Source organism: Treponema vincentii (assembly GCF_010365865.1).
Taxonomy (GTDB): domain Bacteria; phylum Spirochaetota; class Spirochaetia; order Treponematales; family Treponemataceae; genus Treponema.
On record NZ_CP048020.1, the window covers coordinates 1623264 to 1638191 of the forward strand.

General features: G+C 46.2%; 15 protein-coding genes and 1 pseudogene. 1 reads left to right on the forward strand and 15 read right to left on the reverse strand.

The genetic code is table 11. The features are described from left to right. Positions 1–5 precede the first annotated feature (5 nt). Entirely contained in the window at positions 6–1694 is a 1689-nt protein-coding gene (locus GWP43_RS14240) for an ABC transporter ATP-binding protein (RefSeq protein ID WP_203232390.1), read from the forward strand. Here GWP43_RS14240 and GWP43_RS14815 read toward each other — a convergent pair. The 15 genes and pseudogenes from GWP43_RS14815 to GWP43_RS07640 all read right to left on the reverse strand — a co-directional run bounded on the left by GWP43_RS14815 (position 1657) and on the right by GWP43_RS07640 (position 14913). Further along, positions 1657–1914 carry a hypothetical protein gene (locus GWP43_RS14815; protein WP_230977594.1) on the reverse strand — a complete coding sequence of 86 codons (258 nt, stop codon included), beginning with the start codon at positions 1912–1914 and terminating at the stop codon, positions 1657–1659. The genes GWP43_RS14240 and GWP43_RS14815 overlap by 38 nt on opposite strands. A 22-nt stretch (positions 1915–1936) precedes the next feature. Then, positions 1937–2218 (reverse strand): hypothetical protein, encoded by a 282-nt coding sequence (locus GWP43_RS07575; RefSeq protein ID WP_162663660.1) that lies wholly within the window; start codon positions 2216–2218, stop codon positions 1937–1939. A 138-nt stretch (positions 2219–2356) separates the two neighbouring features. Then, positions 2357–3088: an energy-coupling factor transporter transmembrane component T gene (locus GWP43_RS07580; RefSeq protein ID WP_162663661.1), complete on the reverse strand. Its 732-nt coding sequence runs from the start codon at positions 3086–3088 to the stop codon at positions 2357–2359. After that, on the reverse strand, positions 3089–3691 hold the full coding sequence (locus GWP43_RS07585) for an MptD family putative ECF transporter S component (RefSeq protein WP_162663662.1): 603 nt from the start codon (positions 3689–3691) through the stop codon (positions 3089–3091). Between the two features lie 54 nt (positions 3692–3745). Then, positions 3746–4391 (reverse strand): annotated as a pseudogene (locus tag GWP43_RS07590) (TetR/AcrR family transcriptional regulator). A gap of 98 nt (positions 4392–4489) precedes the next feature. Next, entirely contained in the window at positions 4490–6622 is a 2133-nt protein-coding gene (locus tag GWP43_RS07595) for a hypothetical protein (protein ID WP_162663663.1), read from the reverse strand. After that, complete coding sequence (locus tag GWP43_RS07600) at positions 6606–7277, reverse strand: CpXC domain-containing protein (protein WP_162663664.1); 672 nt, start codon at positions 7275–7277, stop codon at positions 6606–6608. Before GWP43_RS07600 ends, GWP43_RS07595 begins: the two co-directional genes overlap by 17 nt. 55 nt (positions 7278–7332) lie before the next feature. Then, positions 7333–8685, reverse strand: a complete 1353-nt coding sequence (gene rseP, locus GWP43_RS07605) for an RIP metalloprotease RseP (RefSeq protein WP_162663665.1) — start codon at positions 8683–8685, stop codon at positions 7333–7335. Positions 8686–9062: 377 nt separating this feature from the next. Then, on the reverse strand, positions 9063–10223 hold the full coding sequence (gene dxr, locus GWP43_RS07610) for a 1-deoxy-D-xylulose-5-phosphate reductoisomerase (protein ID WP_162663666.1): 1161 nt from the start codon (positions 10221–10223) through the stop codon (positions 9063–9065). Positions 10224–10299: 76 nt separating this feature from the next. Then, positions 10300–11148, reverse strand: coding sequence for a phosphatidate cytidylyltransferase (locus GWP43_RS07615; RefSeq protein WP_162663667.1), 849 nt, complete (start codon positions 11146–11148; stop codon positions 10300–10302). Next, complete coding sequence (uppS, locus tag GWP43_RS07620; RefSeq protein WP_162663668.1) at positions 11145–11825, reverse strand: polyprenyl diphosphate synthase; 681 nt, start codon at positions 11823–11825, stop codon at positions 11145–11147. Before uppS ends, GWP43_RS07615 begins: the two co-directional genes overlap by 4 nt. Continuing rightward, positions 11825–12379, reverse strand: coding sequence for a ribosome recycling factor (gene frr / locus GWP43_RS07625; protein ID WP_162663669.1), 555 nt, complete (start codon positions 12377–12379; stop codon positions 11825–11827). The genes uppS and frr overlap by 1 nt, the downstream gene beginning before the upstream one ends. Positions 12380–12387: 8 nt before the next feature. Next, positions 12388–13224 carry a translation elongation factor Ts gene (gene tsf, locus GWP43_RS07630; protein WP_162663670.1) on the reverse strand — a complete coding sequence of 279 codons (837 nt, stop codon included), beginning with the start codon at positions 13222–13224 and terminating at the stop codon, positions 12388–12390. 84 nt (positions 13225–13308) lie between these two features. After that, on the reverse strand, positions 13309–14193 hold the full coding sequence (gene rpsB, locus GWP43_RS07635) for a 30S ribosomal protein S2 (RefSeq protein WP_162663671.1): 885 nt from the start codon (positions 14191–14193) through the stop codon (positions 13309–13311). Between the two features lie 135 nt (positions 14194–14328). Further along, positions 14329–14913: a Maf family protein gene (locus GWP43_RS07640; RefSeq protein WP_162663672.1), complete on the reverse strand. Its 585-nt coding sequence runs from the start codon at positions 14911–14913 to the stop codon at positions 14329–14331. Positions 14914–14928: the final 15 nt, after the last annotated feature.

Here is a 14928-nt window from a genome sequence, read left to right on the forward strand (position 1 = left end):
ATAAGATGATTGAGTTAAAAAATGTAACTTTTACCTATCATAACGCGGAGCGGAGCGCGGGAGTGTACGGCATTGACTTACAAATCTCGGCGGGACAGGTGGTGCTGCTATGCGGGCTGTCGGGCTGCGGTAAGACGACGATTACCCGCCTGATTAACGGGCTTGCTCCGGCGTATTATGCGGGGACACTGGAAGGACAGGTGCTTATCGACGGGAGAGATTCGGCGTCCGTAACGCTGTATGAGCTTTCGCAAAAAGTCGGGTCGGTGTTTCAAAATCCGCGCTCTCAGTTTTTCAGTTTGGATTCCACGAGTGAAATCGCTTTCGGCTGCGAAAATACCGGCGTTCCGAGGGAAGAAATGTACCGCCGCATCGGGCAGGTAAGCAGAGACCTTGATATGGCTGACCTTTTGGATAGAAACCTGTTTGCGCTTTCAGGCGGAGAAAAGCAAAAAATAGCGTGTGCTTCTGCGGCAGCGATGCAGCCTGCCATATTCGTCTTGGATGAGCCTTCTTCCAACCTTGATCTCCGCTCCATTGCCAATTTGAAGGCGGTAATAGGGAAATGGAAGGAGCAGGGAAAGACGGTCGTTATCGCCGAGCACCGACTGTACTATCTGATGGAGATAGCCGATCGCGTGATCTATATGGAAAACGGGCGGATTATCAAGGATTTTCCGATAGCGGAATTTCTGCAGGTGGACACGGAAGCGCTGCATCGGAAAGGTTTGCGTTCGCAAAAAGCGATGGAATACACTCCGGGATGTATCCGTGCATATCAAAGCGGAGAGATCCTTGAAGGAATCTTTGAAGGTTCCCCCGACGAGGCATTCGTATATGCTCCCACCGAAAAATCTCCGGCATTTGACTGTGCCTCTGTCGAAAGCTCTCCGGCACCCGAATGTGCTTCCGCCGAAGAGGCATTCGTATGTGACCCTGCCGAAGAAAAGCCGCCGGTGTTTGAAGATACCTCTGTCGAAAAGCTGCCGGTATTCGAGCGGTATGTTACGTTTTCCGGTCTTGCGTTTTCTTACGGGAAAAAGCGCGTTCTCGATATACCGGAGCTGAAGGTTCCTTCCGGTGCAGTTACGGGTGTGCTTGGGTTTAACGGCGCGGGAAAATCGACCTTGGCGCGGGTTATCTGCGGGCTTGAAAAACGGGCGAAGGGGGTGTTGAACGATAGCGGAAAATCCTACACGGCGAAAGCGCGGCTGAAAAAGTCCTATATGGTGATGCAGGATGTCAACCATCAGCTTTTTACGGAAAGCGTTATCGAAGAAATCTTATTGAGTATGGATGTAAATGACGTAAGCGGCGAAGCGGCACGGCAAAAAGCACTTGATATTTTGGATGCGCTGAATCTTTCGGAATTTAAGGAAGTGCATCCAATGGCGTTATCGGGCGGACAAAAGCAGCGTCTTGCCGTCGCAAGCGCGATTGCTGCCGATAAGGAGTTTCTTATTTTTGACGAGCCGACCAGCGGCCTTGACTACGCACACATGCGGGATGTTGCGGAAAATATCACACGCCTTGCCCGTGCAGGCAAAACCGTGTTCATCATCAGCCACGATCCGGAGCTGATTGCTGCATGCTGTAATTATCTCATTTTTATGGATGGCGGAAAGTTAGTGTGGAGCGGCGGATGGTCGCAGGCGATTATGGAGAAGGTACAGGCGTTTTTTGAGGGGAGGTAGCGGGGAGAGTAAGCAGCAAGCTTAACTTAAAACGCTGCTCATTAAACGGTATTTGCTGTTTATAGCCTTTAAGTCGATTCCGGTACATTCTATCGAAAGCAGGAACACGGAAATCAACGTAATCATAAATCAGTACTTCTTCTTTTCCTGCAAAATTTCTGTGCAATCGGCCGCAGTATTGCGCAAGCGTCCCCTTCCAGCTGAACGGCATTGCAAGCATAAGCGTATCGAGCCGAGGATTGTCAATTGATCTTTTCCTGTGCGGTACTGTTCCGAGTAACAAGTACATGCGATGGATGATAAACATCTGCTGTTACAGATTCCGTCATCGTCTGGGTCATTATTTGTAGGTTGTATTCAACCGCAGCAGCATCTTTATTTTTTGTGCTTTCTTCGGCGACTTTTTCTTCAAGGACAAGCCGAATATCTTCATGAGTCGTTGCAAAAGAATGTAGTAACTCTATAAGCTCATCATGAGAGAGGGTTTCTAAATATGATAAAACAGCGGATGATCTATCGGACATTAATAAATGCTCTATTAAAGCCAGTTGAGTTCCAATAATCGAAGCCGGAAAATTTCATCTGAACAATTAAGGCGATCCAAGCTCCATACGGCAGTATAAAACGTGCGCTGTTCAATCAAAGTCATACCACATTTTCCATCAGCTCCTCCCTCCTACAGCAGCATAGAACGCAATGCCTACAAACAGCAGTATAATGATGTAGTCCGGAAAACGCATCTTTACCGTTTCATAAGATGTCCGTTTCCGTTCCGCATCAAGGCCGCGTGCAAGGGAAGCGGAGGCGAGCTCATCCATAACGGAGATACAGCTGAAAAGGAGCGGTATCAATATGTACTCGATTGTTTTAAAAGGCGCCCGTATCACCGCGCCCGGTTCAAGGGATATGCCTCTAAATGCCATAGCCTTCCGCACGCCGTCCCATTCTTCCTGCACTGTCGGGATAAACCTGAGCATTACGGATAGGGGGATAATAACAAAGAGCGGAAGGTGCAGAGCCGACAATGCCGCGATGAGTTGACTGATGCGCGTTGTTTTAATTAAAAATGAGAGGGATAGGAGCAAGGGAAAACCGTACCGGCACATCATAATAAGTGCGACAAGAATTCCGGTTAGCGCGGGAGCGCCTGTGCCGGAGGTGATGATGCGGTAGCGCAGATATTCCATACAAGCAATGAGAGCACCGCACTTGAGTGCAAACCATTTTTCCCCGCACAAGGCTAATAGTGCGCACATCGCTGCGCAGTACATCCACAACGCACATTCATTATAGGAAAAGGTACTGACAGCGATACCTGCACAAAATAAAAGCAGCTTTGTCCGCGGGTCAAGCTTTAAAAGCCCGCTCCCGCTTCCATACAGCCCGAACGCCATTTATACGGCTCCGGCTTTTTCAAAATGCTTTTTAACCAAATTTTTTGCGATAAGTGCGCCACCAATTCCCCCTGCAATAGCGCAGCCCAGTATCGCGAACCATATCTTTCCGTTAAATGCCAGTTTTGCAAACGACTGTGCATAAGCGGCACCACTGTATTTTTCCGAAAGCATCATAAATTTGTTGTAATCGGTAAGCAGCATCAGGGTCGGTGCCGCCATATTGAGGTTGAAAAAAACAAATGACAGCAGATACATCTTGCGGGATTGATACTTACCTAAGAACAAAATCAGCTCAGCTATAAGCGCCGCCGCCAGTGAAAAAATAACTGCATACAAACTTTGCGTACAAGTGATTAGCGTAAAAAACGCACCGAATATCAACGCGGCGCCGAACTTATGCACTTTAAGCACGCACAGCATATACACCGTACCGCAAATCAACCCAACCGTCAGCGGCGCCATGAAATACAGCACGGGAGAAATGGCGGAAGAACCCATTACGATAATCAGCATCAGCACGATGTACAATGCACCGAATGCCCCTGCATAGATAAAATCCTTTGTCCGCATTTTTTTATCGGATTGTGTCGTTGAACTCATTGTTTTTAAACTCCTTACGTTTAGAAATTAATAGGACGGTAGTATATAACATAGTTATGTGTCAATAGGCTTACTTTTTTCAAGAGGCAGCTGGTGTGATTGTCCTGATTGCGTTTCCGGTTGCATAATTTTGTTCCAGCAAAAATACATCACATCAGTCAATATATCCATAAAGGATAGGGCTTTTTCATAAGAATATTCATGGGTAATAATTTCAAAAAACGGTGTTAAGGCGGTACTGTAAACCAAATGGAGTTGATCGTCAGTGAGAGGATGTATATTGATTCCTCGCAGTTTTAAGTCGCCGATAAATTTTTTGCATGCAGCAACATCCGCCATTACAAATTCATGGCGAATGTTTTCGTATTTTGTTCCCGCAGAGCGGTTAAACAAAAGTTTAAATTCATCAAAGCGGCTGTAGGCAAGATCGCACAAATCTTGGATAGATATGCGTATTGCTTCTTTTGTCACGGAGTTGCCGTCAGTTGTGAATAGATGGATTGCAGTTTCGGAAAAATCGGTGCCGATATTTAACGTTTGTGTAATAAGCGGCTGCACGAGCGCTTCAAATATTGCAGCCTTTGACGGAAAGTGTTTGTACAAGGCGCCTGCCGTTATTCCCGTCATTGCTGCGATGGAACGCATAGACGCTTTTTTCAAAACCTTTTTGCAAAAATTCTTTTTTTGCGTTTTTAAGGATTTCAGTATAAGTGTCGTGTTTTTTTCCTCGATTCTTTCATCACTGATAGTATTATAGATTGTCGTTTATAAATTGTTAAGAGGACAATCGCCTCCGCCTCAATCCTCTGTCAGTGGGGTATGCTGCAACAGCTGCATCGTCCGGCGGTTAAACCACGAAAGGGAGCCATCATAGTTCACGCTGACAATGTATGCATCCGTCATCAGTGCTTTACGAGATAAAGCATAATCCCGCGGAAGCTGCCGGATCGATCTCCGCTTTTTATCGTAGTAACTCAGCTGATTTTTCCCGAGGTTGGTAAGCACTGCGTATCCGTCATCATAGAGCGAGGCTTGTAAGTTCTCATCACCATACGAAAGCGCTGCGGTAAAAGCGCTGCGGGCGGGATACACCGTATCGATTTTCATCGTCATTAAATCGGTTTGTGCCGCCTTCTCCGTTTTTAACCGAAAGCAGGAAAAGGTGTTTTTTACTTTATTATTTGCCTGTGCGGAAAACGCGATGTCTCCTTCCATATTAAGCGGGATGGTTTCGCTCGTTCTGATATCAATCAACAGGAGCGGCTGGCTAATAACACCGCCCGTACTCTTGGTGATAAGCACGAATGTGTCGTTAACCTGTACGGCATCCTGTAATCCGGCGGCTTGATACGTAAATAACGGTGCGCCGCTTTTACCGTCCAACAACACAAGCCCACTAAATGCCCGTACCGCCGCAATAGTATCATTATAAACGGAAACCGAATTGAGCCGTTCCCGTGGGCGGTAGAGGACAGCAGGTGTTTGTCCCTCCTCTGCATAATATAGCGGTGCGTTTTTTTCTGCCGACCAAAATAAAAAACCATTACCGTATACAGTACACCGTTCGCCTGAAACGGATTGAATGATGGGTTCCGGCTTATCCTCCGGGGAAGCGGCTACATAGAGCGTTGAACCGCTCAGCATATAAATTTTAGAATCCTTCGTGCATATATCGCTCACCTGCATTGAAGTGTCGATATTCAACTCCGTCAGCGAAATTGCCGCATCGCTATTTTGCTTCAAACGATATAGTCTACCGTCATCGGTTCCGATTACAACCGTCGAATCAACATGCCGCGCTGCCGTGATTGCTGCCGGATACGGAAGGCTAAAAGCAGGGGATCTTTTATCGCCTTGACACAAATGCCATGTTTGCCGTGTATCGCCTTTTTCAATCCATACCGGTAGGCTGTCCGTAATCTTCCCTGCAAACAGCGCCGAACGCGCGGGATAGCTTTTTAATACCTCGCCCGAAGCGGCCTTTACAACTACGACATTCCCGTTTTTATAGCCGATAATCTGAGTATAATTCTTAATAAGCTCAGGACTTTCCAATCGATCCTCTGTCTCGTATTGGGTGAGAATAGATTTTTTCGCAATATCGGCATACACAAGCCGACCGGTTTCTCCGTATGTTACGATACTTTTTTCGCTCGGGCCGGTCGCGGCAAGTAGCACGATTCCCGGCGGACGCGGATACACTTTTTTGATCTTTCCGCTTGCGTCAAGGATGGTAATACCTTCCGTCGATGCGGTTCCGATAAAAAGGTACGTCCCTTGAGCCGACCACGATAGCGAAAGGATGGAACTGGAAAAACGTTTCGCATACAGCTGTTTTTTTGTTTGCCAATCCCAAAGAGAAATTTTATGAACGCTGAAACCATCCGTTTCATAGACGGCAATCAACGCTTTTTTAGGATGTGCGGCTATGCGCTTAATCGGCATGGTCGATACCTGCCATGTTTCGGGCTTCATCGTTCCATATGAAAACCGAGTCATAAAACCGTCTTTTCCGGCAGCAAAAAAAGAACGCGTCACAGATGAGTCGGCAACAGCTGCTACGCCTCCCTCAAATCGATGAGAGATATAGGCTCGTTCCAAGATGTTTTTTTTAAGAGCATTAGGAGTTACCGTATCAGGAGTGTTTTTATCGGTAAGAGATGCAGTGTCATCCGATTTTTCTAATGGTGTACCTATATCGGTAGTTTTATCGGATTGGGATTGCCGATGCGTATCCGAATTGTCATCGTTATCCAATGCACCGGACTGTGATTGTCCGTCAGCTGCAGTTTGTTCGGTTTCGGAGAGCGAAGATTCGGATTCTTCTGGAGTTGGAGGCGTCACAATATTGCCAGTTGTCTGAGCTGCTGCACTTGCAAGGAAGCATATAAACAAGAGCAAAAACGAAAATCGTTTAAACTGATGCATCATGATCATCTCCTTCGGCATGAATATTCTTATAGGAAAGGTAGGGGACGAGCCATAAGGCTTGGAATACCTCTTTTTGCTTTTTTGCTTTACGATCTGCTTCGATCGAACGATAAAGATTTAGTGGAATACGCATCACTGCAACTTCTTTTTCCCGTAAGCCATGCACATGAAATTCAATTACATCATCATAAAATTTTTCAAACAGGATTTGAATTTGCTTACCCTTGATATTCTTCCCGTTATCCAATAAAAAGAATTTTACCGCTTCAACAATCTCCGGATCTAAACCGGAATCAAGGACGGCAATCCGATCGGCAAGTTCAGGGTAGCCGATAACGGGCGTTTGTCCTTTCTTCAGAAATTCAGTCTTTAATTTTTTATTATTTTCCGCATTAATTCTGACGGCTCCCGCACAAAAAGCAAGACATTCCATACGCTTCTTTTCGGGTACAAACAATAGCGTTGTTTTTTTCGATTTCCACACAAATTCCGTTTCAAGTTCGATATTGACTTTTGAATGGCAGGACGGGCATACAAAAGACAAAAAGGAGCCTCTTTTTATATCTTCCTTTACTGCTGGGCGGGCATCAAGATCGATTGTTTTTTCGTATTCCACATCAAATGAACAGTCGCATTTACAGGTAATTTTTTGCATAAGGCCTCCTAAAAAAACGCCGTGCTTGTTTCAAACGCAGGTAACTTCCTGCCCTTCATTTCATAATATATAGGATATCCGCCCATAATGCAAAGAAAAAAAGCACGGCGATAAAGGCGAATCCTACGAACTGGAGATAATATAACACACGAGGCGGTATTTGCCGGCGGACGATACATTCGATAAAGGCGGTAAAGATCAATCCGCCGTCCAGAATAGGAATGGGCAAAAGGTTCATTAAAAAGAGAGACACGCATATTACCGCGACAATTTCAGCAATATTCACAAAGCCCGCTCGTGTATTTTCGCTAAAGCCGTCCGCCGCGAGACTACCGATCATCGAACTGATTCGTACCGGCCCGGCAACCGCGTCAGTCATATTCACGCCTTTAAACAAAAGCCCGAGGCTTTTCAGCGTAACGGCCGTCAGTTCTCCGGTTTGCACTATCCCTTGGCGTAAACTGGCAATAAAACCGGTTCCTTTCTCGGTTACGGTGATATAGGCCCAATTCAAACCGAGATCGACGCTGCCGTTTTCCGTGCGGACAAGGTTTACCGGCAGCTCAATCCGCTCGCCGTCACGGATAAGCTCAAAAAGTGCGGTCTTTTGCGTATAGTCGCGGAAAAAGTATATCAACGCCATCTGGTTATCGAGCGCTGTGCCGTCAATACCGGTAAGCCGGTCACCTGCTTTGATTCCCGCCAAATCGGCAGCGGAGTCTTTCCGCACGGATGCAACTTCGAGCGGCACATAACGGTAAATACCGACCTGCCCCGCGCCCGTTTTTTTATTCAAATCAGGGCGTATAGTCATACTGAGCTGTTCTCCCCCCCGTTCAATCAGCATTGTAAGCGATTCTTCGGGATGAAGCGCGATAATCTGCTGAATATCGGCGAAGTTCGCTGTCTTTTGATCGTTGATTTGGAGAATACGATCGCCTATCTGTAGACCGGCTGTCCGCGCAGGCGATTGGTCGCTCGAATCGAGGCAGTATACCGGTACGATACGGTTATCGGTGGTGTAGTATGTCCTGCCGAGTCCGCTTATCATGGCAAGTGCGGCGGCGGCAAGCAAGAGGTTGGCAAAGGGCCCCGCAAACGCTATCAGTATCCGCTTAAAGGGGTGTGCGGCAAAAAGGCTCCCCTCTTCCTTGGGAACACTGGGCAGTTTTTTTTCGTACGCCTCTCTAAACGCGTGTTCTCCCTTCATGCCGCAGTAGCCGCCGAGGGGAATCGCCGACAGCCGGTAGTCGGTTGCACCGAACTTTTTATGCAGCAGTACCGGCCCCCAGCCGATGGAAAAGCTCTCCACCGACACTCCGCAGAGCTTAGCAGCGATGAAGTGCCCCAGCTCATGGATAAATACGACAATGCCGAGTACCGGCAATCCGATCAAAAATTTTAACATCTATATAGTCCTTCGCAGGGAAAACGAATCAGGTTATTTTTTTTACACCCCGCAGCATCACCAGGATTGTTCGACCAGAGTTTCGCCGCTTTGCGGCTCAAATGGTCGCCCAATCCCGGCGCTTCTGCGGTATTTGAACTGCACCACCTGATTCATTTTCCCTTCTCTTCTAAAATAAACTGCGTGAAATTTTATCTAAAATTTCACGCAGAAGGAAGGCAACCGCTTAATATTTCTGTGCGATTGCCGCTTACATTAAACATAGTATTGCTGCAATATCAGCCGGCGTAGTTATACGGGGATGTCTCAAAAGTTGGTTACTTTTTCGACATCTCCGCGAGTTTAAAATTAAGTCTTTATACAGTAATAACTTAATTTTAAACATCGCATCTACATCTAAGGAAGCTGTCCAAAAACTGAAGTTTTTGGACAGCTTCGTCTGCGCGGCGGCGGGCGGATTCGTCGATGCGCATAACATCCGTTATCTCCTTCGGCGTAGCGCTCCAATCTTCCTGCATCACCTGTGCGGTAATCTCCGCTAAGTGCACAAACCGGATTTGATTGCGCAAAAATGCTGCGACGGCCTGTTCATTGGCGGCGTTGAATGCGATCGGGTACCCTGCCTTTTTACGGGCGGCGATAAACCCGAGCGATAACATCGGAAAATCCTCCGTCCGCGGCGGCTCGAAGTGCAGATCTAAAGGCTTGGTAAAATCGAGCGGCGCAAGATAGGGCGGCGGTTCTTCAGGATAGCTCATCGCAGCAAAAATGGGATTGCGCATATCGGGCGGAGAAAGCTGCGCATAGATTTCACCGCCGGTAAGCTGCACCATCGAATGTACGACACTTGACGGATGTACCGCAACGGTAATACGGTCGGCAGAAATATCGAAAAGATGCACCGCTTCGATTACTTCCAAAGCCTTATTGGCAAGGGAGGCGGAATCGATCGTAATTTTAGCGCCCATCGTCCACGTCGGGTGTTTAAGCGCGTCCTGCAGCGTTGCTTCTTGAATCCGTTCCTTTGCCCATGTCCTGAACGGGCCGCCGGAAGCAGTAATGATCAGGCGTTCAATAGCCTCCCGTCCGTGAGCCCGTATTAAGCTGTAAATGGCTGAATGTTCGGAATCTACCGGTATAATGAGTGAATGATACTTTTCGGCTTCTTGTTGCAAAAGATGCCCCGCCATCACAATGCTTTCTTTATTTGCAAGAGCAAGTGTTCGATGAGTCCGAACCGCAATGAGGGAGGCCTGTAATCCCGCCGCTCCTGCAATACCGTTCACCACAATATCGGCAGGGGTTTCGGTTAAAAACCGTTCAAGACTATGATGTTTTATATCATACCCTGCGGCAGCGGCGGAATCCGTTACCGCAAAATCTTGAAAATGAAATTCGGCACGTAAGGCATTCAACACATCAGTCTTTGTATGTACGGAAACACCGGCAAGTTCAAAACGGCTTGGAAACTTGCGTATAATATCGATAGTATTTTGTCCGATCGTCCCGCTCGCCCCGAGTACGATTATCTTTTGCATTATTTCACCCTGTATAATGAGACACCTAAAAACCGAAGGTTAATTTTCTAAGATGCCAAATTTTAAAGCTGCTCTCTTATATTCCAATGAAAAATCGATAGCAAAGATAGAACACCGGCGCAGCAAGTAAAATAGAATCGGCACTGTCAAGGATTCCACCACGTCCAAGTATAAGCGCTCCGGAATCTTTTACTTCAGCAGAACGCTTAAAAATAGATTCGATAAGATCCCCGATGATAGCTGCCAAACCGGTGCAAAAACCCGTTAGTAAAGAGCCGCTTAAACTCTTTCCAAAGTCGGCAGGGAACAGCTTAAAGGCGAGAAAACCGGTTGCAGTCGCGGCGACGGCTCCTCCGATAAAACCTACGATGCTTTTGTTCGGACTCGCCGGTACAAAGCCGCGGTTTCCTTTCCCAAACAATATGCCGAACAACCACGCAAGCGAATCACAGGAAAAAACCATCAGCAAAAACATTGCAATAATATTCGAAGCAGACGGCCAGCGTGTCATTGCAGAAATGAATATAACCAAAAGACCCGGATAAAAAATGATAAATGCTGCAGAACACACACGCTGAATACTTTTTTCAAACGGCTTTGAAAAAGAATAAAAGGTTTCAACAAAGAATATAAAATAAAGTGCACCGATACCGATCAAGGTCATTACAGCGCGAGAAAAAAGCCCGAGCATAAAAAGATATACGGCCACTGGAATAAGCATGCCGGCAAATAAGACAATCGGCATAGAGTATACGGCAATCTTTCGGGAAAACATAGTGCGAATTTCTATAATCGAAAGAGCCGTGGCAGCAAATATTTCGAGATGCAGCACCAAAAAATGATGGTATGGTAAAAAATATACCGAACTGATTACAAGAGGCAATCCGATGACAAACATTATTATCCGTTCAATAATCTTTTTCATACGATCCTTCCGAAGCGCCGTATACGTTTACCGTAAGCGTCTAATGCTTCCATCAAATGGGCAGGTGTAAAATCCGGCCACAAGATATCCGTACTATAAAATTCGGCATACGCTGTCTGCCATAGCAAAAAATTGCTTAATCGCTTTTCGCCGCCGGTACGGATGACAAGATCTACAGGTGGAACACCAGCCGTATCAAGCAACTGCTCAAAGGCATCTTCCGTAAGCGTTTCAAGTTGTCTGCCGCTTAGTTTTTTTATTGCACGGATAATTTCATCTTTACCACCGTAGTTGATGGCAAGCTGCATAGTCGTCCCCGTGTAGTGTTCCGTTTTTTTCATTATATCGGCAATATCCATTTGAATTGCACGAGGCAATGCCGCTGCATTCCCGATATGTTTCACTTTGATATTATTTGCAGCATAAAAGGCGAGCTCTGCACGGAGATGCTGTTGAATGAGCCCCATCAAAAAGCCGACTTCTTCCTCCGTGCGCTTCCAATTTTCCGTTGAAAACACATACAGAGTGATGTACGGTATATGTAAATCGGCAACCGTTTTGACAATCCGTTTGGCTGCTTCCAATCCCTCTCGATGTCCTTTTGTACGAGCTAACCCCCGCTGCTGAGCCCATCGCCCGTTGCCATCCATAATGACGGCAATATGCTGCACTGTCATTAACCTTCCATAATTTCTTTTCCTTTTTCTGCAAGGAGCTTATTGATATCGTTGATATGAGCATCCGTTGCTTTTTGGAATTTTTCTTCGGCTACTTTTAAGGCATCCTCACTTAACACACCTTCCTTCTGCTGCTTCTTTGCCTCATCGATACCGTCTCGTCGAATATTACGGATTGCTACACGGCACTGCTCGGCAAAGTTTTTTGCCTGTTTAGCGAGCTCCTTCCGGCGCTCTTCGGTAAGCGGCGGAATTGCGATACGAATAAGTTTACCGTCGTTTGCAGGATTGAGCGAAAGCTCCGATTTAAGGATGGCTTTTTCGATTTCTCCCAACAGCGACTTATCCCATGGCTGAATAACCACTAAGCGGGCTTCAGGAATAGAAATGGATGCCACTTGATTAAGCGGCGTCGGCTGTCCGTAGCTGTCAACCCGTATTTTATCGAACAAAGAAGCAGAAGCACGACCCGTCCGGAGTCCGTTAAAATCATCCTTCAACGTCGCAATCGACTTCTTCATTTTTTCTTCATAGACACTATGAATATCGCTCATATCACCCTCTATTGGCCAAGCTGCCACAGCACAAGCTTTGAAAGGCTGATGTTGGCACCGAGCTGCTTTCCGACTTCCTTCATCTTTGCCGCTACGGATACCTTATCGTCCTTAACAAAGGCCTGCTCAAGGAAGCAAATTTCAGCCAAATGCTTATTCAGCTTACCTTTTACAATTCCTTCCTTTACATTGTCGGGCTTCTGCAATTCAGCAACCTGTCCGCGGAATACCTCAAGCTGCTCGTCGATATATGCCGCATCGACATCTTCTTTCTTTACATAGAGCGGGGTAAATGCCGCCGCATGGAGACAGCAGTCATACGCAAACTCCTGAAACACTTTGTCGGCAAACACGGCAGACTTATCTGATTTTAACACAACGATAACACCGGTTTTTTTGTCGGAGTGGACATAATGCGCAATGTATTCATCGCTGCCTGCTTGTACGGCAGTTAAGCGCCGTAAGCCCATATTTTCGCGTACACGGGTCGCAAGATCAAGCACCATATCGCTCAATTCTTTCTGAACATCGGTATAACCTTTTGCAAGAGCAGTTTCTGCGATTTTATCACCGACTGCGATAAAATCGGCATTTTTTGCGACAAAGTCGGTCTCACAGGTTAATTCCACCATTACCGCTTTAGAATCGGTAGTTTTAACAACAATGATACCTTCGCTGGTCGCGCGGCTTGCCCGCTTTTCAACGGCGGCAAGACCTTTTTCTTTTAAGTATTTTTCCGCTTCTTTTGCATCACCATTGCATTCTTGCAGAGCTTTTTTACATTCCATCATACCGGCGCCGGTCTTTTCGCGCAGTGCCTTTACGTCAGATGCTTTTATTTCCATAACTGTTTTCTCCTTAAATCTTTGTGCATAGTAAGATACCGCCGAAAGTATGCGTATCTTTCAGCGGCAGGTTATACATCCTTTTTAGCGGTCGCCGTATAGTTCATCTTCATCAATTAAAGAACTGCTTCCGTCATCCGAATCTTCTTCATGATCGTTCTTTTCTGAAGGAGTATAGTTGGAATAATCGGTAATCTCTTCATCTTCACGATCTTGATACGGATCGATATTGGAATCACTGAATCCTTCATCTCCGTCTTGAAGATTTTCGATAATCTTGAGGCCGCTTTCGTTATCAGCTTCGATAACGGCATTTGCAATAATCTGAGTGAATAAAGAAATCGAACGGATAGCATCATCGTTACCCGGAATCGGATAATCAATACCCTCAGGGTTACAGTTTGTATCGACTACTGCGACAATCGGGATTCCCATACGGCGGGCTTCGCTAATTGCGATAGTTTCTTTTCGTGTATCAATGATAAAGATGATGCCCGGGAGCTCTTTCATCTCTTTGATACCGCCGAGGTTCTTTTCGAGCTTGGCTTTTTCCTTCTGCAGCACGGCAACTTCTTTTTTAGTCAGGCTGTCAAAGGTGCCGTCATTTTCCATTTTTTCAATTTTCTTAAGACGAGCGAGGCTTTTTTTGATGGTAGAAAAGTTTGTCAGCATTCCGCCGAGCCAGCGGTTATTAACATAGAACATGCCGCAGCGTTCAGCTTCTTTTGCAATGGTTTGCTGTACTTGTTTTTTAGTTCCAACGAATAAGACCGATTTTCCTGCTGCGGTTGTCTTCCGTACCGCGTCATACGCCTCACGGATTGCAGTGATGGTTTTCTGCAAATCAATAATGTGGATACCGTTCCGTTCCGCAAAAATGTATTTTTTCATTCGCGGATCCCAGCGCTTTACCTGATGTCCGAAGTGGACACCGGATTCAAGCAGGTTTTTCATGGTTACTACTGCCATGGTTACTCCTTCACGAGCTTTTTAAAGCCCATCCTTCTCTATTTCTCTAAAAATGCATTCAGGGCGTTTCTAAAAACGTAGTGAGATTTTAGAAATTTCTCTCTGCATTTTAGGATATTTACACGACCACTGTCCTTAGGTAAAGCTGTAGCCGTGCTCCGTCAAAATATCATATAACTCATAAATAGGCAAGCCTACGATTCCGCTGTATGAACCTTCTATTTTTGTAATAAAACAAGCTGCGGTTCCCTGTATACGGTATCCTCCTGCAGCACCCTGCCATTCCCCGGTACTCAGGTACCAATCGATTTCGACCTCTGATAATGCCTTAAAAAACACTTGAGAACTGCTGATTCGGGTTGAAATGTGCTGTAATTTTTCATCATAGCAACAAATCGCCGTTATAACCTTATGCGCCGTATTTGAATACGATTGCAGCATCTTACGGGCATCATCGATATCGGCAGGTTTACCCATCGGCGTACCATTAGAAAAGATAAGCGTATCGGCGGATATAATCCACGGTGTATTGATTTTTAGCGGGGAACGGAGCACTGCTTCTGCCTTTCGCAATGCAATCTGTTCTACCGCTTTTTCGGGAGGAAGATCGGAGGCGACAGATTCATCGGCCTCCGACGGAATACTGATAAACGGAATGTTTAAACGCTTAAGGATGTCCTGCCGCTGGGGTGACTTCGATGCAAGAATAATCGGTTCCATTCATAACAGTATACG

Excerpts from the sequence above, each read along its gene's own strand:
- GWP43_RS14240 (WP_203232390.1), top strand. The coding sequence starts at position 6 with ATGATTGAGTTAAAAAATGTAACTTTTACCTATCATAACGCGGAGCGG.
- GWP43_RS14815 (WP_230977594.1), bottom strand. The coding sequence starts at position 1,914 with ATGCTTGCAATGCCGTTCAGCTGGAAGGGGACGCTTGCGCAATACTGC.
- GWP43_RS07575 (WP_162663660.1), bottom strand. The coding sequence starts at position 2,218 with ATGTCCGATAGATCATCCGCTGTTTTATCATATTTAGAAACCCTCTCT.
- GWP43_RS07580 (WP_162663661.1), bottom strand. The coding sequence starts at position 3,088 with ATGGCGTTCGGGCTGTATGGAAGCGGGAGCGGGCTTTTAAAGCTTGAC.
- GWP43_RS07585 (WP_162663662.1), bottom strand. The coding sequence starts at position 3,691 with ATGAGTTCAACGACACAATCCGATAAAAAAATGCGGACAAAGGATTTT.
- GWP43_RS07595 (WP_162663663.1), bottom strand. The coding sequence starts at position 6,622 with ATGATGCATCAGTTTAAACGATTTTCGTTTTTGCTCTTGTTTATATGC.
- GWP43_RS07600 (WP_162663664.1), bottom strand. The coding sequence starts at position 7,277 with ATGCAAAAAATTACCTGTAAATGCGACTGTTCATTTGATGTGGAATAC.
- rseP (WP_162663665.1), bottom strand. The coding sequence starts at position 8,685 with ATGTTAAAATTTTTGATCGGATTGCCGGTACTCGGCATTGTCGTATTT.
- dxr (WP_162663666.1), bottom strand. The coding sequence starts at position 10,223 with ATGCAAAAGATAATCGTACTCGGGGCGAGCGGGACGATCGGACAAAAT.
- GWP43_RS07615 (WP_162663667.1), bottom strand. The coding sequence starts at position 11,148 with ATGAAAAAGATTATTGAACGGATAATAATGTTTGTCATCGGATTGCCT.
- uppS (WP_162663668.1), bottom strand. The coding sequence starts at position 11,825 with ATGACAGTGCAGCATATTGCCGTCATTATGGATGGCAACGGGCGATGG.
- frr (WP_162663669.1), bottom strand. The coding sequence starts at position 12,379 with ATGAGCGATATTCATAGTGTCTATGAAGAAAAAATGAAGAAGTCGATT.
- tsf (WP_162663670.1), bottom strand. The coding sequence starts at position 13,224 with ATGGAAATAAAAGCATCTGACGTAAAGGCACTGCGCGAAAAGACCGGC.
- rpsB (WP_162663671.1), bottom strand. The coding sequence starts at position 14,193 with ATGGCAGTAGTAACCATGAAAAACCTGCTTGAATCCGGTGTCCACTTC.
- GWP43_RS07640 (WP_162663672.1), bottom strand. The coding sequence starts at position 14,913 with ATGGAACCGATTATTCTTGCATCGAAGTCACCCCAGCGGCAGGACATC.